Raw genomic sequence first — 24,608 nt, 5'->3', positions numbered from 1 at the left:
TAGAATCTTCGCAGCTCTGTCACATTGCTGTCATCTTCATGCTTCACCATGCGCTAAGTTGATTCATTGTCTAACCAGAGACACCTACGATGCTGACCAACCATCCTTTCCTGATCTTTTGTGGCTTGCTTTTGCTACTTGGGTTAATGGCTTTTTTTACCGCGCGTAAAAAAGCCACTCAAGTTCGCGCCTCTGGCACCGCCATGTTTTCCCAGCCAGACCAGTATGCCTGGTTTGCCGTTGTGGCTACCGCAGGCCCTGCCATCTTGCTGAGTGCGCTGGGCGCTTTTGTCATGTTGCTGATCGGGGCTGATATCCCGACGTTTTCGTTACTTTTGGCAAGCCTGGTGTTGGCCGCTATCGGTCTTGCGGTGGGGATGACGCTGGTTCGCGCCAACTTCCACGCGCGCCAGGCCATCGAGCGGGTGATCCGTTGGGTGCTGGCGGGAGCGGCAACCATCTCGATTCTGACCACCCTCGGTATTCTGATATCGATCGTCGGTGAGGCGCTTAACTTCTTCCAGATGCACAGCTTCTGGGATTTTATCACTGGCACCACCTGGGCACCCGGTAACAGCTTTCTAATGGCTGCCGGTCGCGGCGAAGGCGCTAGTGGCGGCGCTGAGTTTGGTTCGATACCGCTGTTTGCGGGTACTTTCATGATTACGGCGATTGCCTTGGCGGTGGCTGTTCCGGTGGGATTACTTTCAGCCATTTATATGGGGGAGTATGCGCCAAGCCGGGTACGCGCCATTGCCAAACCCATGCTGGAAATTTTGGCGGGCATTCCTACCGTGGTCTACGGCTTTTTTGCGGCGGTTACCGTGGCACCTTTTATTGTGCGTGTTACTGACACCATTGGCCTGGATGCTTCATTCAATAACGCCCTGGCACCCGGGATTGTGATGGGCATCATGATCATCCCTTTCATTTCTTCGCTTTCCGACGATGTGATCAACGCGGTGCCAGACAGTATGCGTCAGGGGTCATTGGCGCTGGGAATGACCAAAGGCGAAACGATTCGTGATGTGGTCGTGCCTGCCGCGCTCCCCGGTATCATTTCCGCGTCTCTTCTGGGCATGTCTCGCGCGCTGGGTGAAACCATGATTGTGGTGATGGCAGCAGGTATGCGGCCTAACCTGACGATTAATCCGCTGGAAGAGATGACAACGGTGACCGTGCGTATCGTAGCCGCGATGACCGGTGATCTGGAGTTTGAAAGCGCTGAAACGCTATCGGCTTTCGCCCTGGGCTTGGTGCTATTTGTCGTGACGCTGTCATTGAACCTTGTGTCAGTGATCATGATCCGTCGCTTCCGTGAAAAATACCGCGTCAACAATCTGTAACGCCAGGATATTTCAATGAGTGATTCATTCGATCAGATCAGTCAGCAACTCAAGCGTCGGCATCGTAAATCAGCCCGCTTGAAGTACATATCAATGGGTGCGCTGGTTCTAGCGGCGGCATTCCTGTTGATCTTCTTTGCCGATATGTTGAACAAGGGTCTACCGGCTTTCCAGCAGGCAATGGTCAACGTAGAGGTTAATTACTCGGAAGAAGCGTCAAGCAATGGACGAGCCGCAATTGACAGAGACCTGTCAGGCATTGTCAGCCGTAGTGTGGTACGTGTTATCCCGCTTGATATGCGTAATGATCCTTCTCTACTGGGAACAACGGAGCAGCGTTGGGTGCTGGCCAGCAGTGAAGTAGATCAGTATCTCAAGGGGAATCTTGTCCGCCTTGATGACGAAGAGAAGGCGAGAATTGATCGGCTGGTAGAAAGTGGCAAAGTCGAGATGCAATTCAACGCAGGATTTTTCTCTCGCGGTGATTCGAAAATGGCCGAACTGGCAGGCATCATGTCAGCCGTCGTCGGTACCGTAATGACCATGATTGTGACGCTGGCGATAGCTTTCCCCATTGGTGTAATGACCGCCATTTATCTGGAGGAATTTGCACCGGATAATCGCCTGACTCAGCTTATCGAAATCAACATCAATAACCTGGCCGCCATCCCTTCCATTCTGTTTGGTCTGCTTGGTTTGGCAATATTTATCAATTTCTTTGGTGTGCCGCGCTCGACGCCTCTGGTCGGTGGTATGACGCTGGCGTTAATGACCTTGCCCGTCATTATTATTTCCACCCGTACGGCGCTGCGCAGTGTGCCTGAGTCAATTCGCCATGCGGCTTTCGGGGTGGGGTGCTCACGCTGGCAGGTGGTGAAAGACCACGTTCTACCCTTGGCCATGCCGGGCATCATGACCGGCTCCATCATTGGTCTGGCACAGGCCATGGGGGAAACCGCACCGCTGATTATCGTCGGTATGGTAGCGTTTATTCCCGATGTCACGGCCTCTTTTACAGAAGCCGCGACGGTCATGCCTGCGCAAGTATTTACCTGGGCCAATGAGCCGGATCGTGCCTTCGTTGAAAAAACCGCAGGAGGCATTCTGGTGCTGCTGGCGGTACTGATTTCACTGAATGCTTCTGCTGTCATGTTACGCAGGAAATTTGAACGTCGCTGGTAAATCGGCCGCAAAAAGGAAACTGTTATGGATACTAAAACACCTGAATTTATTGAACAGCATGCACCAGCGGTCGGGCAGCCTTACACTCGCAATAATGAAGCCTGTCATGATTTGAGCATTCGTGTTCGCGACCTGAACCTCTGGTATGGCAAGACACAAGCGTTAAGTAATCTCAATATTGATTTGTTCCAGAAAAATATTACGGCATTGATTGGCCCGTCCGGTTGCGGTAAGTCGACGTTTCTTCGCTGCCTTAACCGTATGAATGACCTGATTCCCAGTGTTCATATCGAAGGGCTGGTGGAAATGGATGGCCGCGATGTCAATGCGGTGAAGATGGATGAAGTGGCGCTGCGCCGTCGTGTGGGCATGGTGTTCCAGAAGCCCAATCCATTTCCGAAATCGATCTATGAAAATATTGCCTATGCACCGCGCATGCATGACCTGGTAAGCCGCAAGGCCGATCAGGATGAACTGGTTGAAAAAGCCTTGCGCGATGCAGGTTTGTGGAATGAAGTGAAGGACAAACTTCATGAGCCTGGTACATCATTGTCAGGTGGCCAGCAGCAGCGCCTGTGTATCGCACGGGCGATTGCGGTGCAGCCGGATGTGATCCTGATGGATGAGCCGACATCAGCATTGGACCCGATCTCGACCGCCACGATTGAAGATTTGATGGACCGTCTCAAAGAGCAGTTCACCATCGTCACGGTGACGCACAATATGCAGCAGGCCGCACGGGTAGCCGATTACACAGCGTTTTTCCACCTGGGCGAAATTATCGAGTACAACGACACCAAGGTGATGTTCTCGACCCCCGCTCAGAAAAAAACCGAAGACTACATTTCTGGCCGCTACGGTTAACCTCGCCAGGCCCGTGCTATGTCACGGGCTTTTATTTTTTATTATATATATGAAAAAATATATATTTAAATCAGCATTATATTTTGGTCAGGAGAATAGCCGCATGACAGTCAAAATTGGTATCAATGGTCTGGGACGCATCGGACGTTTAACATTGCGTTGTCTGTGGGAGGCAGTCTCAGAAGGGCGCGTTGAGCTGGTACGTGTGAATGACCCCGGCGGCGATGCGGCCACCTTTGCTCACCTGCTGGAGTTTGATTCCGTGCATGGCCATTGGTCACCGGGCAAAGGGATCAGCGCGTCTGACGATGCGATTGTTCTTGATGGCCACTCGGTCGCTTTTAGCGCCAACAAGGCGATTGCGGATAGCAACTGGTCAGGCTGTGACGTCGTGATTGAATGTTCCGGCAAACATAAAACCACCGATGTGCTGCAAGGCTATCTGGATCAGGGGGTTCAACGCGTCGTGGTGAGTGCACCGCTCAAGGATGCCAGTGTGCTTAATGTTGTTGTGGGGGTTAACGAACATCTTTACGATCCGGCTCAACATCAGATTGTGACGGCAGCCAGCTGCACGACCAACTGTCTGGCACCGATCGTTAAAGTCATCCAGCAGCAGTTCGGTATCCGTCATGGTTCGATGACTACGGTGCACGATATCACCAATACCCAGACGATTCTTGATGCGCCGCACAAGGATTTACGCCGTGCCCGTGCCTGCGGTATGAGCCTGATTCCAACCACCACAGGCTCGGCGAAAGCCATTACAGCGATTTTTCCGGAGCTGGAAGGAAAAATCAATGGCCATGCCGTGCGCGTACCGCTGGCGAACGCTTCATTGACCGATATGGTGTTTGAACTTGAGCGCCCTGTGACGGTGGAAGAGGTCAATGTGGCATTAAAAGTGGCGGCTGAAGGCGATCTGGCCGGTATTCTCGGTTACGAAGAGCGTCCCCTGGTGTCGATTGATTACCGCACCGACCCGCGCAGCAGCATTGTGGATGCGCCTTCTACCATGGTGATCAATGGGACTCAGCTTAAACTTTACGCCTGGTATGACAATGAGTGGGGTTACGCCAACCGTACGGCAGAGCTTGCGCTGAAAGTGGGTGGTGAGCAGGTGGACCGTGAGTGATTCTCTGCTAGGTCGCATCAAGGCACTGCCTTTCGAGGTACGCCAGTACATGCTGATTACCGGCAATTATTGGGCGTTTACCGTCACTGATGGTGCCCTGCGCATGCTGGTGGTGCTGCATTTCCATCAGCTGGGCTATTCGCCGTTTGAAATCGCCATGCTGTTTCTGTTTTATGAAGCCTTTGGTGTGGTGACTAACTTGGTCGGCGGCTGGCTGGGCGCGCGGTTGGGGTTGAATCGCACCATGAACATGGGGCTGGCGATTCAGATCGTCGCCTTGGGCATGCTGCTGGTGCCTGCGGGTATGCTGACCGTCGTCTGGGTAATGGCGGCGCAAGCACTGTCGGGTATCGCCAAAGACCTTAACAAGATGAGCGCCAAAAGTGCGGTGAAGGTACTGGTGCCCAAGGATAGCGCTAACGCAAACAGTGCGCTCTACCGTTGGGTCGCGATGCTGACTGGCTCTAAAAATGCCCTTAAAGGCCTCGGATTCTTTGTGGGTGGGGCGCTTTTGACCTTGATCGGTTTCCGTGGCGCAGTGTTGGTGATGCTGGTGATGCTGGCGGGCGTCTTGATGCTTTCGCTGTGGCGTTTGAAAGCTGATCTGGGGCGTCAGAAACGCAAGCCGAAATTTTCTGAGGTGTTTTCAAAGTCACGTGCCATCAATGTATTGTCAGCAGCGCGGCTGTGTTTGTTTGCCTCTCGGGATGTGTGGTTTGTGGTGGCACTGCCGGTGTTTCTGTATGACCAGCATGGGTGGTCGCACTGGACGGTGGGTGGGTTACTGGCGATTTGGGTGATCGGCTATGGTGGCGTGCAGACACAAGCGCCTAAACTGACGCGCTTAATCAAGGGAGACGCCCGCTGGTTAACGGCTGGGTGGGCAGCCGCGCTGGCGGTACTGGCCATTGTGCTGGCGATGCTGCCGCTTGCCCAGGTGGGCTGGCTGGTCGTGGGGTTATTGGCATTCGGTGTGCTGTTTGCGATCAACTCAAGCTGGCACAGTTATCTGATTGTTCACTATGCACGGGCAGATGGCGTATCCATGGATGTGGGGTTTTATTATATGGCCAACGCCATGGGGCGCTTGATTGGCACGCTGTTATCGGGCTGGTTGTATATGGCCTACGGTCTGAGTGCCTGCCTGTGGTTGGCGGCGGTTCTGGTGACGGCCAGCGCCTTGATGGCGATCGCACTGCCTATGGACAAACAAACGACAGGTGCGACACAGGGCTGAGCCTTGATGGTCAGCGTTGGCGCGGCGAGTGTATCGCCGCGCCTTCCACATACAGATGACGTAATTTCCACCAGCCTTCGATATCAACCCGCAAGCCTTCGTCAACCAGCTCAGGTGTTAGGTACAGCTTAATGCCATCTTGTTTGTGACAGGTAAATGCCTGGATATTATCCGGCGTGCGTGCCTCTGCAATGGCTAGGCTGGCCACGCCACCACAACAGCCGTGGCGTGGTGAAAGCCTGACGGTCAGCACACCACCTTTTTCACGAATGTACTCGGCAGCGGCTTGTGAAATGTCGATGGCATCAGTGGGCATATATCACCCAGTCCTCCCTATGAAAGTCAGATAGATCGTTGATTGACGCGTGCGGAAAGCTCCGTTGCGTTTTCTTTGCGCTCAGAATAGCGATCGGTTAATCCGCTGACTCTATCTCGCGTCAGGTAGGTGAATTTAACCAATTCTTCCATGACATCAACGATGCGGTCGTAATACGCCGAAGGTTTCATCCGGCCGTTGTCGTCAAACTCCATAAACGCCTTGGGTATTGATGACTGATTGGGGATGGTCAGCATGCGCATCCAGCGGCCTAGTACACGCAATTGATTAACGGTATTGAAGGATTGAGAACCGCCGCAGACCTGCATGACAGCAAGGGTCTTGCCCTGTGTCGGGCGTACCGCTCCCAGTGCAAGGGGAATCCAGTCAATCTGGGTTTTCATGATACCCGTCATTGCGCCATGCCGTTCAGGTGAACACCACACCATGCCTTCTGCCCATTCGGCCAGGTCGCGTAGTTCGGTTACCTTGGGATGTGAGACATCTTCTGCGTCTGCCAACGGCAAACCGCGCGGGTCAAAAATGCGTGTTTCAGCACCCATGGCGTTCAACAGGCGTGCTGACTCTTCCACGCTTAATCGGCTGAACGAGCGTTCCCGTAAAGACCCATATAGCAGCAAAATTCGCGGCGGATGCGTGCTGCTGGTTGGCATTGTCAAAGTATCGGATGACGGTGCGCTAAAAAGGTCGTGATTGATATTGGGCAGGTCATCGAGAGAAGAGGGGAGTGTCATGCGCTACGATTATCCTGAATAAAAATAAAAGGGAAACTATCGTATAGGCTTATTCATATCTGCTCAAGGTCGAGGTAAGTGCATTGCTGATACAGAAAGGCTCGCCATACGACTTCAAATACTGACGTGTGGCGAGCCTTGTTTGATCAGCCTTGTAACATGGCCTTGATTTGGTCTGAATTTGGCACACTGCCACTATGAGCAAGCTTGCCGTCGATAGCGACGGCCGGTGTCGACATCACCTGATAGCCCATAATAGTAGCTGGGTCAGTGACTTTTTCTATCTGGGCATCAATACCCAGTTGCTGAGCGATAGCATCAATCTGTTCGGCAGTGTTGACGCATTTTTTGCAGCCAGTGCCTAATACTTCAATCTTTTTCATGTTGATTCTCCTGGGGTGTGACTAAAACAGGGTGTTGTTAAAAAACGGTGTTATTCGAACAAGGTGTTGTTCGAGCGTTAGAAAGCTCCACTGAACAGCCAAGGGCTCAGCAGGTTGATCAGCCAGCCAACCACCATAAAGTTGGCCAGCAGAATGACAAAGATAGTCGCCAGTAAACGCCACTGCATGACCTGCTTGAGCATGATAAATTCAGGGAAACTGGCCGCCACAGTGCTCATGCAAAAAGCCAACGTCGTGCCGATAGGCAAGCCTTTTAGAATCAGGCTTTCCATCACAGGAATGACAGCAGTGGCATTTGAATACAATGGTAAACCCGCTAACACGGCAACCGGTACGTTCCACCACTGACCACTGCCCAAGTGCTCAGCAAACCAGCCATCGGGTACAAAGCCGTGCAGTGCAGCGCCAAGGCCCACACCAATGATGACCCATTTCCAGATACGCCCGACAATTTCCTTGAGCTCATCACGGGCGAATTCGTGGCGGTCTTTAAGAGTTAGTTTGGGTTGTTCTGGTAAAGGCTGGTCGTTGGCCGGGTTTTCTGCAGCCTGTTGGTAGGCCTTGGCGGCGAAATCCTTCAGCCAGCGCTCACCGCGCAGGGCATCAAGTATCATGCCGCCACCAATGCCCACTGCCATGCCAATGACGACATACACCAGCGTAAACTCCCAGCCGAGAAGGCTCCATAGCATGATCACCGCCACTTCATTAATGATCGGTGAGGTAAACAGAAACGCCATGGTGATACCCAGAGGAATCCCTGCACTGGTAAAGCCCAGAAACAGCGGAATGCTGGAGCAGGAACAAAACGGCGTAATAGCGCCGAAACCCGAGCCTAATCCGTAGCCTATAAAGCGGTTTTTCTGCTGAATATAATGACGAACTCTCTCTAAATTGAGGGAGGCGCGAACCAGTGCTATCGCGTAAATCATCACAATCAGTAGTGCAAAGATCTTGGTGGTGTCTTCAATAAAAAAATGGACGGACGTTCCCAGCTTGCTGGCAGGGTCGAGTCCACCAAGATCATAGACCAGCCAATTGGCCAGCCAGGTAAACACGTCCAGCATGATATTTCTCCTGTGTATTTTATGGGGGTTATCTAGAAGACGTATCAGGCGGCAAAAGGATGCTGACACTGTGCAGATTTTTTTCCGGGTAACGGGATTCAATATTGACCGGGCAGCAATACTGGCCAGATGCATAATGAGGATCAGGTGCGTAACACAGTCAGCGCGAATGCCATTGACAGACAGTTCATATGTCCATAATATTGGACATATGGACACGAAAAACGCAATTGACAGCTTTTCAGCTCTGTCTCAGGAAACTCGCCTCAAGGCATTCCGGCTGCTGGTGAAAAACGAGCCTGACGGGCTTGCTGCGGGTGATATTGCAAAACAGCTCGATGTTCCACATAACACCATGTCAGCGCATTTGTCGGTGCTTTCTCAGGCTGGATTGGTGACTTTCAGGCGCCAGAGCCGCTCAATCATTTACCGGGCAAACATGCGTCACATGCAGGCAATGATCCAGTTTCTGGTGCATGACTGCTGTTCGGGTCACCCTGATGTTTGCGAGCCGATCATCTCATCTCTGAGCGATTTTCCGTCTTTGCATCACGATGAATGAGGTCGGTCCATCCATCACAACCCAGAGTCCGGATCCTCACGAAATAGCGTAAGGAAGACGAAGTGACCTTTCGTTATGCAACGCTGGCTCGTCAGCCAAAGGCTAATCACTTTATTGGAGACGTAAGATGAACACGCAACAGGAATCACAGACCCCAAGTGCCTCTGAAGGTATGGGGTTGTTCGAACGTTTTCTGTCACTCTGGGTGGCGTTGGCGATTGTAGCGGGAATATTGGTGGGGCAGTTCGCGCCGGTGGTTCCGGAAACGCTATCGCGCTTCGAGTATGCGCAGGTCTCGATTCCGGTGGCAGTGCTTATCTGGGCGATGATTTTCCCCATGATGGTACAGATTGACTTCACCTCAATCCTTGGCGTGCGCCGCGAGCCTAAGGGCTTGGTTATCACCACCGCAGTCAACTGGTTGATCAAGCCTTTCACCATGTTCGCTATCGCCTGGTTCTTCCTGATGGTGGTGTTTGCGCCTTTGATTCCTGCCGAGAAGGCCAGCGAGTATCTGGCTGGCGCGATTTTGCTGGGGGCAGCTCCCTGTACGGCCATGGTCTTCGTATGGAGCTATCTGACCCGTGGTGATGCGGCCTATACGCTGGTACAGGTCGCCCTGAACGATCTGATCATGCTGTTTGCATTTGCGCCGATTGTGGTCTTTCTTCTGGGTGTCTCGAACATTACGATTCCCTGGGAAACCATTATTCTGTCTGTGGTGCTGTATATCGTGATTCCGTTGGGGGCGGGTTATCTGACGCGCAAAACGGTTATCAAGCGGCGCGGCATCGAGTGGTTTGATAACGTCTTTATGAAGCGTTTGGCACCGATCACTCCTGTGGGGCTGATCATTACGCTGGTGCTACTGTTTGCCTTCCAGGGCGATGTCATTATTGCCAATCCGCTACATATCGTGCTGATCGCGATTCCGTTGATCATTCAGACGTTCCTGATTTTTTTCATTGCGTATGGCTGGGCAAAAGCCTGGAAGGTGCCGCATAACGTCGCAGCACCGGCCGGTATGATTGGTGCCAGCAATTTCTTCGAACTGGCGGTCGCCGTCGCGATTTCCCTGTTCGGCCTGCAGTCTGGGGCGGCCCTGGCAACGGTCGTCGGTGTGCTGGTGGAAGTGCCTTTGATGCTGGCGCTGGTACGCATTGCTAACAAGACACGCCACCATTTTCCGGTGGCCAGTGATCCGGCGTAATCTTTTTCACGCGCTGGTTTTCCAAGCGCATTGTACTGCATTGCGTTAAGCCGGGCTCTTGCGGTTATTCAGCAAGAGCCCGGTGACAACAAATGTTCCCGTTTTCGTCAAATGTAATCTGGCATTGTTCAATCAGGCGCTCGCGCAGGCGCAGCCTGGCACGGCGTAAGCGGGCTTTGGTGGCCGGCAGTGTCAAACAGCGTTGTTGAGCATAATCGGCTTGTTTGACGCCGTTCAAATCACATTCCCTGAGAATGTCAGCATCTTCAGGTGCGCAGTAAGGCAGCGCTCTAGCGATACAGGCGGCGAGGCTATCAACCGGGGAGTGCAAGGGGGCTTCTTCAGCCATGTCCCATGCCTCTATATTGCCTTGGGGTTTGACACGACGCTGCTCATCAATCCATTGGTGTTTGGCAACCTTGTAAAGCCATGCTCTGGGCGTTGCCAATTTGCAAAATTCAGATTGATGCGTCAATGCCTGGGTATAGACACGCTGCAGCAATTCATCTGCCGCGTCATGATCTCCGCAATGTTTCAGCAAGAAACGGCGCAGTTCAAGATGATGCGTTCGCCAGGCCGTTTCGATACAAGGAGATGGTGTCGTCGATTTTGTCACTATTATCCCCGGTTTATTTGGCTAGGTTTCATCGCCAGGCGAGTTTCTTTGTGATGGAGACGAGCCAAACGCTGGGGAAACCTTGTGCGGATCAAGCACTTTTTTGTGTTCTCTGGCAGCATCAGCCCACCAGCAAAGCTGCTGGAAGGTGCGCCCAATGTAGCCTTCCCAGCGTGGAGCGTCCTGACAAAAATTGCCCTCGGCATCAATGACCTCCTGAGCCTTGGGGATGTGGACCATGGCAGAGACTGGCAAGCACCCAAGCTCAGAAAGAAAGGTACGCATGGATACAGCCGCTCTTGCTCCACCCCATTGGCCCATCGAATAGGTCACTATTGCACTGGGTTTGAACGCAAATAAAGAGCTGCCAAAGTGGTTAAGTAAATGACTCAATGCTGGACTCATGGAGTGATTGTACTCAGGGCTTACCATCACGAAACCATCTGCTTGAGAAATCTTGTTGGCCAGTTCATCCAATGCTTCGGGCATATCAGCACGCTTGTAAGCAAAGTGTGGCTTAAAAACCTGACCCAGATCTATATCCAGCGGGTCAATAATTTCTGCTGAAATATTTTGCTGAGCATTCAGTAAACTGGCGCAGATAAGTGCCACGCGCTCACCCAGGCGAGCCGGTGAAGGTGGCGACGTGTTGCGTGTCGAACCGAGGAAAACAAGGAAATGAGACATGCGTAAATCAACCTCGCAAGAATTCAAAATAGAAAACAGCTAATGGCGGAAGGGGACGTGAGTCCATGCCTGTCATTGTGTCGCTAAAAGTCCATCTCATAATATACGAATTTTCATATATTATCTAAGTATTGCCACAGGATTGTCATGTTTGCGGCGTAGTGTTGAAGCGAAATAACCGTTAAGAGTGTAACTATTATGGCAAAACGTCGCGTTCTGTTTCTGTGTAATGCCAATTCTGCCCGCTCACTGATGGGGGAAGTATTGCTGAGCAGCATGGCAGGTGACCATTTTGAAGCCTTTAGTGCTGGCTCTGAACCTGATGAACCGCATGCTTTTACAATACAGGCACTTGAAAAACAAAGGCTTCCTGTTGCGAATCTGGAAAGTAAGTCGTTGGCGCGTTTCGATGGGCAGTCGTTTGATTACGTCATCATTCTCTGCGATAAAGCCAGGCAGGTATGCCGGGATTGGGAGGGCGATGTGGGCGAAGTGCTCTATTGGGATATTCGTGACCCACGCTTGATTGGTAAGCCTGATGCTTACGAGCAGGCATTGCAGGAAATTCGCCGCCGTCTGCAGCTATGGATTCCACTGCACTCAAGGTAAACACTAAACGCGCCTTGCTACATGGGAAAGCAAGGCGCGCAAAGTCTTAATCGCTCAGTTCAACGTCTCAATCGATCAGTTCAACCGCCACAGCGGTCGCCTCACCGCCGCCAATGCACAGGCTGGCAATGCCACGTTTGCCGCCTTGAGTGCGCAGGGCATGAATTAGAGTGGCAATAATGCGCGATCCGGTAGAGCCAATCGGATGGCCCTGCGCGCAAGCGCCGCCGTAAATATTGACTTTTTCATGGGGTAAGCCAAGATCATCCATTGCCATTAGGGTGACGACGGCAAAGGCTTCGTTGATTTCAAAAAGATCCACGTCATCGACTGTCCAGCCGACTTTTTTCAGCAGGTTTTCGATAGCCCCCACCGGCGCAATGGTGAATTCACTTGGATGCAGGGAATTGGTGCTGTGGCCAACCATGCGAGCCAGCGGTTTCAAACCTCTCTGTTCCGCCGCTGCCTGGCTGGCCAGAATCAGTGCGGAAGCACCATCGGAAATCGAGCTGGCGTTAGCTGCCGTGATGGTGCCGTCTTTGGCAAAGGCTGGGCGCAATTCGCGGATTTTATCCAGCTTGGCCTGAAAAGGCTGTTCATCGTGGGAAACCACGCTCTCGCCTTTGCGGCTTTTTACCGTGACAGGTGCCATTTCTGCATCCAGATGACCCGCATTGGTGGCCGCCATCGCTCGCTCTAAGGACGCAATGGCAAAATCATCCAGGCGTTCACGCGTATAGCCACGCTGCGAGGCAATTTCCTGAGCGAATACCCCCATCAGTTTGCCGGTTTCAGCGTCTTCCAGTCCATCCAGAAACATGTGGTCCTTGAGTTCGCCATGTCCCAGACGATATCCGCCACGCGCCTTGGTGAGTAGGTGAGGGGCATTTGACATCGACTCCATCCCCCCCGCGAGGACAATTTCACCACTGCCGGCCTTGATAATGTCATGGGCAAGCATGGCGGCTTTCATACCCGAGCCACATAGCTTGTTGATGGTGGTGGCGCCGTTGGCATCGGGAATTCCCGCCTGGCGCATGGCCTGGCGAGCAGGGCCCTGCTTGACACCGGCAGGCAGTACACAGCCCATGATACCTTCATTGATTTCCTTGCCATCAATCCCGGCCCGTTCAATGGCCGCCTGAATGGCAGTCGCCGCCAGTTCAGGTGCCGTCATGCTTGAAAGACTGCCCATCAAGCCGCCCATTGGCGTGCGTGTGGCGGAAAGAAAGACGACGTCGTCGCGTTGGCTCATGCGTTTCTCCTGCAATAAATTGATTGGCTTGTTGTGATTATCCTTGAGTCGTTGACCCCAGGACGGTGCTATGGTTTTCTGCATACTAACCAAGCAAGCGCTAGTGTGAACAACCATGAATGTAATGAATGCATCGCCTCGTCGCAAGGAATTAACCCGTCTGGCTGCACAGGTGTTTGTCCAGGAAGGTTTCGACCGAACCACCGTCAGGATGCTGGCACAGGAAATGGGCATCAAATCGGGCAGTCTGTTTCACCACTTTAAGGATAAGCAGGAAATTCTGGCTGCGGTGATAGAAGAAGGGACCCACAATGCGTTGGCGATTGCCCGCCGAGCTATTGATGAAAGCCCGCCATCGCCTGAGGCGCGCCTGCGGGCGATGGCCAGAGCGCATCTGGAAACACTGTTTACTGACCGCAACGCTCACGTGGTGGCCTTGTTTGAATGGCGTCGTCTGGATGACTCTGCCAAGGCACATTTAAGCCATTTGCGTGATGCCTATGAAGCCCTTTGGGTGCAGGTGATAGATGAATCCCTGGCGGCAGGTTTGATTCACGGTGACCGTTTTTTGATTTCGCGTTTTGTGCTGGGAGCACTGAACTGGACGGTGCGCTGGTACGATCCCGATGGGCCAAGAACGCCAGATGAACTGGCTGACGAATTGATTGGCATGATTTTGCCGTTCAATCACTAAACGCTCTTTGACTATTGTCTAGTTAATCCTCTCCTGTGAAAACTTGCGCTTACGCAAGAATCCTTTTAGCTTGTCACTAAGTTTCCGTTAACGTAAACGGCGAAATGCTTTCGTGTATTCAGTCCGTATTCCAGGCAGGTTAACTCTGTTCGGGCAGAATCACCGCTAGCGACTTGTTATGCCTTACTGCTCACCATCATAATCACAACAGAAGAGAGCCATCATGACTGCAAAAGCATTGCCAGACTATAACGACTATCTTGCAGATTTCTCTGTTGATCATGTCATCAAGCGTTTGGATGATCACGAAGACGGGCACTTTAATGCCTATGAGGCCTGCTGTGGCCGACATGTGCGCGCAGGGCGAGGCGATGTGCTTGCTCTGGTGCAAGAGGATACCCATGGGAATACCCATAAGTTGACGTATACGGAACTTGATCAGGCAAGTGCGCAGCTTGCTGGCTGGTTTCAGTCGCGCGGCCTTGGGGCAGGGGATCGTATTGCCTGCATGCTGCCACGTACGCCTCAACTGTTGATAGCCGTGGTTGCCACCTGGCGGATCGGTGCGGTGTATCAGCCCCTGTTTACCGCTTTCGGGCCGGATGCCGTGGATTATCGTCTTGGCCGTGCCGATACCAAGCTGGTGATTACCGATCATGCCAACCGCTATAAGTTTGATGGTTTGAGCCAGTGTCCGCCTGTATTGGCGCTAGGCGGCGCAACCAGCGAACATGGCGATGACCTTGATTGGCATGTGGCTACTGCACATGCAGCCATGACGGATCAGCCGCCGCGTTTAACGCCAGATCAACCGTTTCTGCAAATGTTTACCTCGGGTACCGTTGGTAAGCCGAAGGGCGTTGCTGTCCCGCTTGCCGGGATGACGGCGTTTGCGTTGTATATGGAGCTTGCTGTCGATCTGCGTGACGATGACCGCTTCTGGAACATGGCGGATCCAGGTTGGGCCTATGGTCTCTACTACGCGATTGCAGGTCCACTTCTATTGGGTGTGACGACCCACTTCTGTGAAGCAGGTTTCAGTGCCGAAGGTGCGCTGGCTTTTATGAAGCGCCACCATATTACCAATTTTGCGGCAGCGCCTACGGCCTATCGCCTGATGAAGGCTTCAGGACTTTTCGATGATGCCCATCAGACATTGGAGCTGCGTGCCGCCAGTTCTGCCGGGGAGCCTTTAAATACGGAAGTTGTCACCTGGGTTGAGAAGTCGTTGGGTTGCTCCGTGATGGATCATTATGGGCAGACAGAAACCGGAATGACCTGTAATAACCATCATGCGCTGGATCATCCCAAGCATGTAGGTGCTATGGGAGTGCCAATGCCGGGCTATAAGCTGGCGATTCTGGATGCTGAATATAAAGAACTGCCACCTGGAACGCCGGGCGTGCTGGCCGTGGATATTAAAAACTCACCGGCACACTTCTTTCAGGGATACACCTGGCAGGAAAAACACCCATTTGCTGAAGGCTATTACCTGACTGGAGACGTGGTCATCCGCAACGAAGATGGCTCCTTCCAGTTTGCCGGTCGTGATGACGACATCATTACCACCGCCGGTTACCGTGTCGGTCCTACTGATGTGGAAAATAGTGTAATGACACACCCGGCTGTCGCGGAATCTGCAGCGGTGGGGCAGCCAGACGATATTCGCGGTGAGATCATTAAATCCTACATCGTTCTGCGTGATGGTTTTGAAGCCAGCGATGATCTGGCAGAGGAAATTCGCCAGCAGGTCCGTGAGCGTCTTTCAACGCACGCGTTTCCGCGCGTCATTGAGTTTGTTGATGAGTTGCCGAAAACGCCTAGTGGCAAGATTCAGCGCTTTAAACTCCGTGCCCAGGCAGCAGAGCAGGTTCATCCAGATGCCAAGTAAGGCATTGCGTCAAACGAGGATATATTAATGCAACTTACTGATAACACCTTTCTGATTACCGGTGCGGCGTCGGGTCTTGGTGCTGCGTCTGCCCGCCGTATTGTAGAGGGAGGTGGGCGAGTGGTTTTATGTGATCTGCAGGACAGTATTGCAGACCAGGCAAAAGCTTTAGGCGACGCTGCCACCTTTTGTCGGGGGGATATCACCTCTGAAGCTGATATGCAGAAAGCGATAGATGCCTGTGTTGCTCACAGTAATGGGCAAGGTCTGGCGGGTGTTGTGCATTGCGCGGGTATTGTCAGTGTTGGAAAACTGGTTGATAGAGAAGGGAATCCAGCAAGTCTTGAAGCCTATAGCAAAACCATCAATATCAATCTGGTGGGAACGTTTAATATCATGCGGCTGGCCGCCGCAGCGATGGCCGGTAATACGCCTAAAGAAGATGGTGAGCGCGGCATTATCATCAACACCGCCTCAGTGGCGGCCTTTGATGGCCAGGTTGGGCAGTGTGCTTACAGTGCCTCTAAAGCGGGCGTTGTTGGTATGAGTTTGCCGGCGGCCAGAGAGCTTTCGCGTCATGGCATTCGTGTCATGGCTATTGCCCCCGGCGTTTTTGAAACGCCCATGATGAGTGATATCCCTGACGATGCCGTCAAGGCACTTTCAGCGGCGGTGCCATTTCCCAAACGCTTGGGTAAGCCCGAGGAATTCGCCTTGATGGTTGAGCAGATTATTATCAACACCATGCTCAACGGTGAAGTGATTCGTCTTGATGGCGGGATTCGAATGCAATAGCCCTGACGCCTGCTTTTTTTAGTTTTTAGTTTTTAAACCCGCTTTTATGCGGGTTTTTGTATTTACGCACTATCGTCTACTTGACGGAGTGAAGAATGGGATATAAATTCAAACATACGTTTGAAAGATAAAATCTTTTACATTCCCGGTTCAGGAGTTCTGCCATGCCTACTTATCAAGCGCCACTGCGTGACCTGCGTTTCGTTATGGAGGAAATGCTGGATTACCCCTCTCATTATGCGCGTTTACCGTCCGGAGAAGATGCCTCCATTGACGTTGTTAACGCCATTCTTGAAGAGGGCGCGCGTTTTAGTCGTGACGTGCTCCTGCCTCTCAACCAGAGCGGTGATGAAGAAGGCTGTTCTTTGCAAAATGGTGAGGTAGTGGCTCCCAAGGGGTTTAAAGACGCTTATCAGCAGTATGTTGATGGTGGATGGCCAAGTCTTGCAGCAGAGCCTGAGTTTGGTGGTCAGGGATTGCCGCATTCCTTATCGATGGTCTTGTCGGAAATGATCAGCTCCGCCAACCTGGCCTGGGGGATGTATCCGGGGCTTTCTAATGGCGCTGCGGATGCTTTGCGTCATCATGGTACTGATGAGCAGAAAGCAACGTACTTGACCAAGCTGGTAGAAGGGCGTTGGACAGGCACCATGTGTCTGACTGAGCCACATTGTGGTACCGACCTGGGATTGATCAAAACACGCGCAATGCCCGTTGAAAAAGACGCCTATCGGATTACCGGTACCAAGATCTTTATTTCTGCAGGTGATCATGATCTGGCAGAGAATATTGTCCATCTGGTATTGGCAAAGTTGCCTGATGCACCTGAAGGGTCCAAAGGAATTTCCCTGTTTGTCGTGCCTAAGTTTCTGCCCGATGCTGAAGGGCATCCTGGTGAGTCGAATAATGTCACCTGTGGGTCGCTCGAACACAAGATGGGTATTCATGGTAACGCCACCTGCGTCATGAACTTTGATGATGCCACCGGTTACCTGGTAGGGGCGCCTAATAAGGGGCTGGCCTGCATGTTTACCATGATGAATGCGGCGCGTCTGGGTGTCGGGATACAGGGGCTTGGGCTGATTGAAGCAAGTTTTCAGAATTCATTGAGTTACGCTCGCGACCGATTACAGATGCGTGCGCTATCAGGTGTTAAAGCGCCGGATAAGCCAGCTGATCCCATTATTGTTCACCCAGATGTTCGGCGGATGTTGATGATGCAAAAAGCGTTCGCCGAAGGTGGGCGAATGCTGGTGCTTTATACAGCGCAGATGCTGGATATTGTTGAGCAGGGTGCGGCGGATGAAGAGTTTGAGCGTGCGAATACCCTGTTAAGTCTACTGACGCCTATCGTGAAAGCGTTTCTCACTGAAGTGGGCTTCGAAAGTACCAATGAAGGGCTGCAGATTTTTGGCGGGCATGGCTTCATTAAAGAGTGGGGGATGGAGCAGTTAGTGCGTGATGCACGTATCACGCGTCTTTATGAAGGCACCACCGGCATTCAGGCGCTGGACTTGCTTGGGCGTAAAGTATTAATGACGAAGGGAGCTTCGCTAAAATCATTTACTAAAGAAATTCAGGCTTTCTGTCAGGCGGAAGCGGATAATCCTGCATTGACAGACTTTATTGAGCCGTTAGCGAAGCTGATTGCTCAGTGGGGAGAGCTTACCGCTGAAATAGGACAGAAAAACCAGCATGATCGTGATGAAGTCGGTGCCGCCAGCGTCGATTATCTGATGTATTCTGGTTATATCACATTAGCTTACATGTTTGCCTTGGCTGCCAAACGGGCATCCGAATCGTTAAATTATGACGATAAGGCGTTCTACACTGCCAAGCTTGATACCGCACGTTTCTACTATCAGCGCATTCTTCCGCGCACCAGGGCGCATGCTGCAATGATCAAGGCCGGTGCAGAGAGTATGATGGCGACCTCCAGCGAAGATATGGGGCTGGGGTTTGAGATCTGACTTGAGTAGTAGCCGACAGTAGATGATTGGTTTTGGGTGACTGGTCATGATTGGCTGTTTTAATTGATTGGATTTAAAAGCGGTGGTCGGTGAGGTCACCGCTTTTTTGAATATTTTTTACAAAACCCCTTGCATCCTCTGCGGCGAAACCGTAAAGTACGCATCCGCTGCAGGGGACGCACAGCGTTGTCCGCGGTGTAAAAAAGAAAGTTGAAGGTAAAAACCTTCGGTTTGTCAGGAAGTTAGCGAATAGTCATTGCGTTTTCTTCTCCCGCTGAAATCGGAATCAACATCGAAATCAGTGGTTGACAAACACACAGGAATGCGTAGAATATGCCTTCCTCGCTGAGGCAAGTCATTCAGGTCATCGAATGGCAGGGTTGTTAAAAGACAATGGTTTAACCGCCACCTCGCGAATGCTCTTTAATAATTTGATCAGGTAATTCATGTGGGCGCTTGCCGATGAGGGTGATAAATCACCAAATATCAAGGCAAGCGGTCATGACAATGTAAATTGAAATGAATTCGTTTGAACCTTGAGCCAAGTTTGATTCGCTTTTGTTGCTCTAGAGTGACAAGTAAGAATCACAATGATTTTAAACTGAAGAGTTTGATCATGGCTCAGATTGAACGCTGGCGGCAGGCCTAACACATGCAAGTCGAGCGGTAACAGATCTAGCTTGCTAGATGCTGACGAGCGGCGGACGGGTGAGTAATGCATAGGAATCTACCCGGTAGTGGGGGATAACCTGGGGAAACTCAGGCTAATACCGCATACGTCCTACGGGAGAAAGGGGGCTTTGGCTCCCGCTATCGGATGAGCCTATGCCGGATTAGCTGGTTGGTGAGGTAATGGCTCACCAAGGCGACGATCCGTAGCTGGTCTGAGAGGATGATCAGCCACATCGGGACTGAGACACGGCCCGAACTCCTACGGGAGGCAGCAGTGGGGAATATTGGACAATGGGGGCAACCCTGATCCAGCCATGCCGCGTGTGTGAAGAAGGCCCTCGGGTTGTAAAGCACTTTCAGCGAGGAAGAACGCCTGTCGGTTAATACCCGGCAGGAAAGACATCACTCGCAGAAGAAGCACCGGCTAACTCCGTGCCAGCAGCCGCGGTAATACGGAGGGTGCAAGCGTTAATCGGAATTACTGGGCGTAAAGCGCGCGTAGGTGGCTTGATAAGCCGGTTGTGAAAGCCCCGGGCTCAACCTGGGAACGGCATCCGGAACTGTCAAGCTAGAGTGCAGGAGAGGAAGGTAGAATTCCCGGTGTAGCGGTGAAATGCGTAGAGATCGGGAGGAATACCAGTGGCGAAGGCGGCCTTCTGGACTGACACTGACACTGAGGTGCGAAAGCGTGGGTAGCAAACAGGATTAGATACCCTGGTAGTCCACGCCGTAAACGATGTCGACCAGCCGTTGGGTGCCTAGCGCACTTTGTGGCGAAGTTAACGCGATAAGTCGACCGCCTGGGGAGTACGGCCGCAAGGTTAAAACTCAAATGAATTGACGGGGGCCCGCACAAGCGGTGGAGCATGTGGTTTAATTCGATGCAACGCGAAGAACCTTACCTACTCTTGACATCTACAGAAGCCGGAAGAGATTCTGGTGTGCCTTCGGGAACTGTAAGACAGGTGCTGCATGGCTGTCGTCAGCTCGTGTTGTGAAATGTTGGGTTAAGTCCCGTAACGAGCGCAACCCTTGTCCTTATTTGCCAGCACGTAAAGGTGGGAACTCTAAGGAGACTGCCGGTGACAAACCGGAGGAAGGTGGGGACGACGTCAAGTCATCATGGCCCTTACGAGTAGGGCTACACACGTGCTACAATGGCCGGTACAAAGGGTTGCCAACTCGCGAGAGTGAGCGAATCCCTTAAAGCCGGTCTCAGTCCGGATCGGAGTCTGCAACTCGACTCCGTGAAGTCGGAATCGCTAGTAATCGTGAATCAGAATGTCACGGTGAATACGTTCCCGGGCCTTGTACACACCGCCCGTCACACCATGGGAGTGGACTGCACCAGAAGTGGTTAGCCTAACGCAAGAGGGCGATCACCACGGTGTGGTTCATGACTGGGGTGAAGTCGTAACAAGGTAGCCGTAGGGGAACCTGCGGCTGGATCACCTCCTTAAACGATGCATCATCCTCGCGGTAAGCGCTCACAATGAATTACCTGATCAAGTAATAGAGCAAACGGAAAAGTAAGATTCCCCTCTTGGGTCTGTAGCTCAGTTGGTTAGAGCGCACCCCTGATAAGGGTGAGGTCGGCAGTTCAAGTCTGCCCAGACCCACCAAATTCCCGTGATACTGCGTTAAAATGTTCCTCGTATAGCAGGCTATACGTCGTCGCATTTTGCCTTGTCTCACAGAAATTGATGGCAAGAGGTGATGTCTGCGAAATAATGGGGCCATAGCTCAGCTGGGAGAGCGCCTGCCTTGCACGCAGGAGGTCAGCGGTTCGATCCCGCTTGGCTCCACCATCTTTTGTAGCATTAATCACCGTTTGTTGTTTTGTGACCATTGATAAGCCGAAGCATCCAGGATGCGTTGTCTTATCACTGTTCATCGAACAGTCGCTCTTTAACAATATATCAAGCTGATAAGGTTCTTTTAAGAACGCGATCCATCACCGTCTTTATGACGCTGTTGTGGATCACGAACGTGAAAGAACCATGTACGTAATAAATTGTTATGTGATACGTCTCAAGCGTATCCGGCAATCGTTGTCATTGCGAACCCCAGACTCCTTCGGGTTATAGGGTCAAGCAATGAAGCGCACACGGTGGATGCCTAGGCAGCCAGAGGCGATGAAAGACGTGGAAGCCTGCGATAAGGCTCGGCGAGGTGGCAAACAACCTGTGACCCGGGCATTTCTGAATGGGGAAACCCACTCATCACAAGATGAGTATCCTGCACTGAATCCATAGGTGACAGGAGGCGAACCAGGGGAACTGAAACATCTAAGTACCCTGAGGAAAAGAAATCAACCGAGATTCCCCTAGTAGCGGCGAGCGAACGGGGACCAGCCCTTAAGCATGTGACTGATTAGGCGAATGCGCTGGGAAGCGCGGCCATAGCGGGTGATAGCCCCGTAGTCGAAAATCTGATCATGTGAAATCGAGTAGGTCGGGGCACGAGAAACCTTGACTGAAGACGGGGGGACCATCCTCCAAGGCTAAATACTCCTGGCTGACCGATAGTGAACCAGTACCGTGAGGGAAAGGCGAAAAGAACCCCGGAGAGGGGAGTGAAATAGACCCTGAAACCGTGTGCGTACAAGCAGTCGGAGCGGACTTGTTCCGTGACGGCGTACCTTTTGTATAATGGGTCAGCGACTTATATTCTGTGGCGAGGTTAACCGTATAGGGGAGCCGTAGCGAAAGCGAGTCTTAACTGGGCGCACCAGTCGCAGGGTATAGACCCGAAACCGAGCGATCTATCCATGAGCAGGGTGAAGATTGAGTAACATCAATTGGAGGCCCGAACCAGGATCTGTTGAAAAAGATTTGGATGACTTGTGGATCGGAGTGAAAGGCTAATCAAGCTCGGAGATAGCTGGTTCTCCTCGAAAGCTATTTAGGTAGCGCCTCATGTAGCACCACCGGGGGTAGAGCACTGTTTCGGCTAGGGGGTCATCCCGACTTACCAACCCGAGGCAAACTCCGAATACCGGTGAGTGACGCGTGGGAGACACACAGCGGGTGCTAACGTCCGTTGTGAAAAGGGAAACAACCCAGACCGTCAGCTAAGGTCCCGAAATCCTGATTAAGTGGGAAACGATGTGGGAAGGCTCAGACAGCTAGGAGGTTGGCTTAGAAGCAGCCATCCTTTAAAGAAAGCGTAATAGCTCACTAGTCGAGTCGGCCTGCGCGGAAGATGTAACGGGGCTAAATCAGGTACCGAAGCTACGGGTTCATCCTCTGGATGAGCGGTAGAGGAGCGTCGTGTAAGCCAATGAAGGTGGATTGAGAAGTCTGCTGGAGGTATCACGAGTGCGAATGCTGACATGAGTAACGATAAAGGGCGTGAAAAACGCCCTCGCCGGAAGACCAAGGGTTTCTGTTCGACGCTAATCGGAGCAGAGTGAGTCGGCCCCTAAGGCGAGGCCGAAAGGCGTAGTCGATGGGAAACGGGTCAATATTCCCGTACCGGACATGATTGCGATGGGGGGACGGAGAAGGCTAGGTGAGCCAGGCGTTGGTTGTCCTGGTGAAAGTGAGTAGGCTTGTGTCCCAGGTAAATCCGGGAGACTTCAAGGCCGAGACACGAAACGAACTGACCACGGTCAGGAAGTCATTGATGCCACGCTTCCAGGAAAAGCCTCTAAGCTTCAGATCATGTGCGACCGTACCCCAAACCGACACAGGTGGTCAGGGAGAGAATCCCAAGGCGCTTGAGAGAACTCGGGTGAAGGAACTAGGCAAAATGGTGCCGTAACTTCGGGAGAAGGCACGCCGGCGTAGGGTGAAGAGACTTGCTCTCCTAGCCCGAACCGGTCGAAGATACCAGGTGGCTGCAACTGTTTAGTAAAAACACAGCACTCTGCTAACGCGCAAGCGGACGTATAGGGTGTGACGCCTGCCCGGTGCCGGAAGGTTAAGTGATGGTGTTATCTTCGGAGAAGCTCTTGATCGAAGCCCCGGTAAACGGCGGCCGTAACTATAACGGTCCTAAGGTAGCGAAATTCCTTGTCGGGTAAGTTCCGACCTGCACGAATGGCGTAATGATGGCCACGCTGTCTCCACCCGAGACTCAGTGAAATTGAAATCGCCGTGAAGATGCGGTGTACCCGCGGCTAGACGGAAAGACCCCGTGAACCTTTACTATAGCTTCACACTGGACGCTGATGTTGCCTGTGTAGGATAGCTGGGAGGCTTGGAAACCCGGACGCCAGTTCGGGCGGAGCCAACCTTGAAATACCAGCCTGGCATCATTGGCGTTCTCACTCAGGTCCGTTATCCGGATCGAGGACAGTGTGTGGTGGGTAGTTTGACTGGGGCGGTCTCCTCCCAAAGAGTAACGGAGGAGCACGAAGGTACCCTCAGCACGGTCGGACATCGTGCAATGAGTGCAAGAGCATAAGGGTGCTTGACTGCGAGACAGACACGTCGAGCAGGTGCGAAAGCAGGTTCTAGTGATCCGGTGGTTCTGTATGGAAGGGCCATCGCTCAACGGATAAAAGGTACTCCGGGGATAACAGGCTGATACCGCCCAAGAGTTCACATCGACGGCGGTGTTTGGCACCTCGATGTCGGCTCATCACATCCTGGGGCTGAAGTCGGTCCCAAGGGTATGGCTGTTCGCCATTTAAAGTGGTACGCGAGCTGGGTTTAGAACGTCGTGAGACAGTTCGGTCCCTATCTGCCGTGGGCGTTGGATGTTTGAGAAGGGCTGCTCCTAGTACGAGAGGACCGGAGTGGACGCACCTCTGGTGTTCCGGTTGTCACGCCAGTGGCATTGCCGGGTAGCTAAGTGCGGACGGGATAACCGCTGAAAGCATCTAAGCGGGAAGCCCCCTTCAAGATGAGACATCCCTGAGGCCTAGAGCCTCCTGAAGGGCCCAGCGAGACCAGCTGGTTGATAGGCACGGTGTGGAAGCGCTGCAAGGCGTTGAGCTAACGTGTACTAATGGCCCGTGAGGCTTGACCCTATAACACCCAAGGGGTCTGGTCGCAGTGACAACGATGGCTCAGTGAGCCAGCCGGATACGCAAGAGACGATCACACGCGCATAAGTAAAAGCGCGGACAATTTAAGAACACGTACAGCGCAGGTCATCAATCGCCTGCGCATCAGCTTGATATAGACCAGTTACGCCTGACGACCATAGCGAGCGGGAACCACCTGATCCCTTGCCGAACTCAGCAGTGAAACCGCTTAGCGCCGATGGTAGTGTGGGGTCTCCCCATGCGAGAGTAGGTCATCGTCAGGCACTTATACCGCAAAAAACCCAGCCACCCGGCTGGGTTTTTTGTTTTTGGGAAAATTGTTTTTGAAGACAGCTTTTGAAATGG

At 52.5% G+C, this 24,608-nt stretch carries 19 protein-coding genes, 2 tRNA genes and 3 rRNA genes; 17 read left to right on the top strand and 7 right to left on the bottom strand.

Going from position 1 to position 24,608, the window contains the following annotated elements; translation table 11 throughout:
- The first annotated feature begins 89 nt into the window (after positions 1-89).
- The 5 genes from pstC to arsJ all read left to right on the top strand — a co-directional run bounded on the left by pstC (position 90) and on the right by arsJ (position 5,764).
- Positions 90-1,346: a phosphate ABC transporter permease subunit PstC gene (gene pstC, locus ACU6TU_RS10470; RefSeq protein WP_447141367.1), complete on the top strand. Its 1,257-nt coding sequence runs from the start codon at positions 90-92 to the stop codon at positions 1,344-1,346.
- Positions 1,347-1,361: 15 nt separating this feature from the next.
- On the top strand, positions 1,362-2,528 hold the full coding sequence (pstA, locus tag ACU6TU_RS10465; protein WP_447141366.1) for a phosphate ABC transporter permease PstA: 1,167 nt from the start codon (positions 1,362-1,364) through the stop codon (positions 2,526-2,528).
- 24 nt (positions 2,529-2,552) lie between these two features.
- The gene (gene pstB, locus ACU6TU_RS10460; protein ID WP_447141365.1) at positions 2,553-3,392 is read left to right on the top strand and encodes a phosphate ABC transporter ATP-binding protein PstB; all 840 of its coding nucleotides are present in this window, start codon (positions 2,553-2,555) and stop codon (positions 3,390-3,392) included.
- Between the two features lie 103 nt (positions 3,393-3,495).
- On the top strand, positions 3,496-4,527 hold the full coding sequence (locus ACU6TU_RS10455) for an ArsJ-associated glyceraldehyde-3-phosphate dehydrogenase (protein ID WP_447141364.1): 1,032 nt from the start codon (positions 3,496-3,498) through the stop codon (positions 4,525-4,527).
- 49 nt (positions 4,528-4,576) lie between these two features.
- Positions 4,577-5,764 carry an organoarsenical effux MFS transporter ArsJ gene (gene arsJ, locus ACU6TU_RS10450; protein ID WP_447144228.1) on the top strand — a complete coding sequence of 396 codons (1,188 nt, stop codon included), beginning with the start codon at positions 4,577-4,579 and terminating at the stop codon, positions 5,762-5,764.
- Positions 5,765-5,774: 10 nt separating this feature from the next.
- Here the strand turns inward: arsJ and ACU6TU_RS10445 are convergent, their stop codons facing one another.
- The 4 genes from ACU6TU_RS10445 to ACU6TU_RS10430 form a co-directional block, all read right to left on the bottom strand.
- Positions 5,775-6,080 (bottom strand): CC/Se motif family (seleno)protein, encoded by a 306-nt coding sequence (locus tag ACU6TU_RS10445; protein ID WP_447141363.1) that lies wholly within the window; start codon positions 6,078-6,080, stop codon positions 5,775-5,777.
- Between the two features lie 26 nt (positions 6,081-6,106).
- Complete coding sequence (gene arsH, locus ACU6TU_RS10440) at positions 6,107-6,835, bottom strand: arsenical resistance protein ArsH (protein WP_447141362.1); 729 nt, start codon at positions 6,833-6,835, stop codon at positions 6,107-6,109.
- A gap of 146 nt (positions 6,836-6,981) precedes the next feature.
- Entirely contained in the window at positions 6,982-7,218 is a 237-nt protein-coding gene (locus ACU6TU_RS10435) for a thioredoxin family protein (protein ID WP_447141361.1), read from the bottom strand.
- 77 nt (positions 7,219-7,295) lie between these two features.
- Positions 7,296-8,306 carry a permease gene (locus ACU6TU_RS10430; RefSeq protein ID WP_447141360.1) on the bottom strand — a complete coding sequence of 337 codons (1,011 nt, stop codon included), beginning with the start codon at positions 8,304-8,306 and terminating at the stop codon, positions 7,296-7,298.
- A 169-nt stretch (positions 8,307-8,475) separates the two neighbouring features.
- Here ACU6TU_RS10430 and ACU6TU_RS10425 point away from each other — a divergent pair, with 169 nt between their 5' ends.
- Both ACU6TU_RS10425 and arsB read left to right on the top strand, forming a co-directional pair.
- Positions 8,476-8,868, top strand: a complete 393-nt coding sequence (locus ACU6TU_RS10425) for an ArsR/SmtB family transcription factor (RefSeq protein ID WP_447141359.1) — start codon at positions 8,476-8,478, stop codon at positions 8,866-8,868.
- A gap of 127 nt (positions 8,869-8,995) precedes the next feature.
- Positions 8,996-10,078, top strand: coding sequence for an ACR3 family arsenite efflux transporter (gene arsB / locus ACU6TU_RS10420; protein WP_447141358.1), 1,083 nt, complete (start codon positions 8,996-8,998; stop codon positions 10,076-10,078).
- A gap of 64 nt (positions 10,079-10,142) precedes the next feature.
- Here the strand turns inward: arsB and ACU6TU_RS10415 are convergent, their stop codons facing one another.
- Together ACU6TU_RS10415 and ACU6TU_RS10410 are read right to left on the bottom strand one after the other, a co-directional pair.
- On the bottom strand, positions 10,143-10,694 hold the full coding sequence (locus tag ACU6TU_RS10415; RefSeq protein WP_447141357.1) for an RNA polymerase sigma factor: 552 nt from the start codon (positions 10,692-10,694) through the stop codon (positions 10,143-10,145).
- Between the two features lie 21 nt (positions 10,695-10,715).
- Positions 10,716-11,381: an NADPH-dependent FMN reductase gene (locus tag ACU6TU_RS10410; protein WP_447141356.1), complete on the bottom strand. Its 666-nt coding sequence runs from the start codon at positions 11,379-11,381 to the stop codon at positions 10,716-10,718.
- A 198-nt stretch (positions 11,382-11,579) separates the two neighbouring features.
- Here ACU6TU_RS10410 and ACU6TU_RS10405 point away from each other — a divergent pair, with 198 nt between their 5' ends.
- Positions 11,580-11,990: an arsenate reductase ArsC gene (locus ACU6TU_RS10405; RefSeq protein WP_447141355.1), complete on the top strand. Its 411-nt coding sequence runs from the start codon at positions 11,580-11,582 to the stop codon at positions 11,988-11,990.
- A gap of 67 nt (positions 11,991-12,057) precedes the next feature.
- Here ACU6TU_RS10405 and ACU6TU_RS10400 read toward each other — a convergent pair whose 3' ends face one another.
- Positions 12,058-13,245: an acetyl-CoA C-acyltransferase gene (locus ACU6TU_RS10400; RefSeq protein ID WP_447141354.1), complete on the bottom strand. Its 1,188-nt coding sequence runs from the start codon at positions 13,243-13,245 to the stop codon at positions 12,058-12,060.
- A gap of 124 nt (positions 13,246-13,369) precedes the next feature.
- Here ACU6TU_RS10400 and ACU6TU_RS10395 point away from each other — a divergent pair, with 124 nt between their 5' ends.
- From ACU6TU_RS10395 to rrf, 9 genes are all read left to right on the top strand, one after another.
- Positions 13,370-13,939, top strand: a complete 570-nt coding sequence (locus ACU6TU_RS10395; protein WP_447144227.1) for a TetR/AcrR family transcriptional regulator — start codon at positions 13,370-13,372, stop codon at positions 13,937-13,939.
- 223 nt (positions 13,940-14,162) lie between these two features.
- Entirely contained in the window at positions 14,163-15,830 is a 1,668-nt protein-coding gene (locus ACU6TU_RS10390; protein WP_447141353.1) for an AMP-binding protein, read from the top strand.
- 27 nt (positions 15,831-15,857) lie between these two features.
- Positions 15,858-16,625 (top strand): SDR family NAD(P)-dependent oxidoreductase, encoded by a 768-nt coding sequence (locus ACU6TU_RS10385; RefSeq protein ID WP_447141352.1) that lies wholly within the window; start codon positions 15,858-15,860, stop codon positions 16,623-16,625.
- A gap of 164 nt (positions 16,626-16,789) precedes the next feature.
- Positions 16,790-18,595 (top strand): acyl-CoA dehydrogenase C-terminal domain-containing protein, encoded by a 1,806-nt coding sequence (locus ACU6TU_RS10380; protein ID WP_447141351.1) that lies wholly within the window; start codon positions 16,790-16,792, stop codon positions 18,593-18,595.
- Positions 18,596-19,193: 598 nt separating this feature from the next.
- Positions 19,194-20,726, top strand: a 16S ribosomal RNA gene (locus tag ACU6TU_RS10375).
- A gap of 86 nt (positions 20,727-20,812) precedes the next feature.
- Positions 20,813-20,889: transfer RNA gene (locus ACU6TU_RS10370), tRNA-Ile, on the top strand.
- A 110-nt stretch (positions 20,890-20,999) separates the two neighbouring features.
- Positions 21,000-21,075 (top strand) — tRNA-Ala (locus ACU6TU_RS10365).
- Positions 21,076-21,354: 279 nt separating this feature from the next.
- Positions 21,355-24,245 (top strand): 23S ribosomal RNA (locus ACU6TU_RS10360).
- Positions 24,246-24,410: 165 nt separating this feature from the next.
- Positions 24,411-24,526, top strand: a 5S ribosomal RNA gene (rrf, locus tag ACU6TU_RS10355).
- The 16S, 23S and 5S rRNA genes sit together here with 2 tRNA genes alongside, the layout of an rRNA operon.
- The last annotated feature ends 82 nt before the right edge of the window (positions 24,527-24,608 follow it).

The sequence above is a fragment of the Halomonas sp. LS-001 genome, from assembly GCF_052983955.1.
The sequence above is the reverse complement of the archived record's forward strand: the minus strand, read 5'-3'. Positions and strand labels throughout refer to the sequence as shown.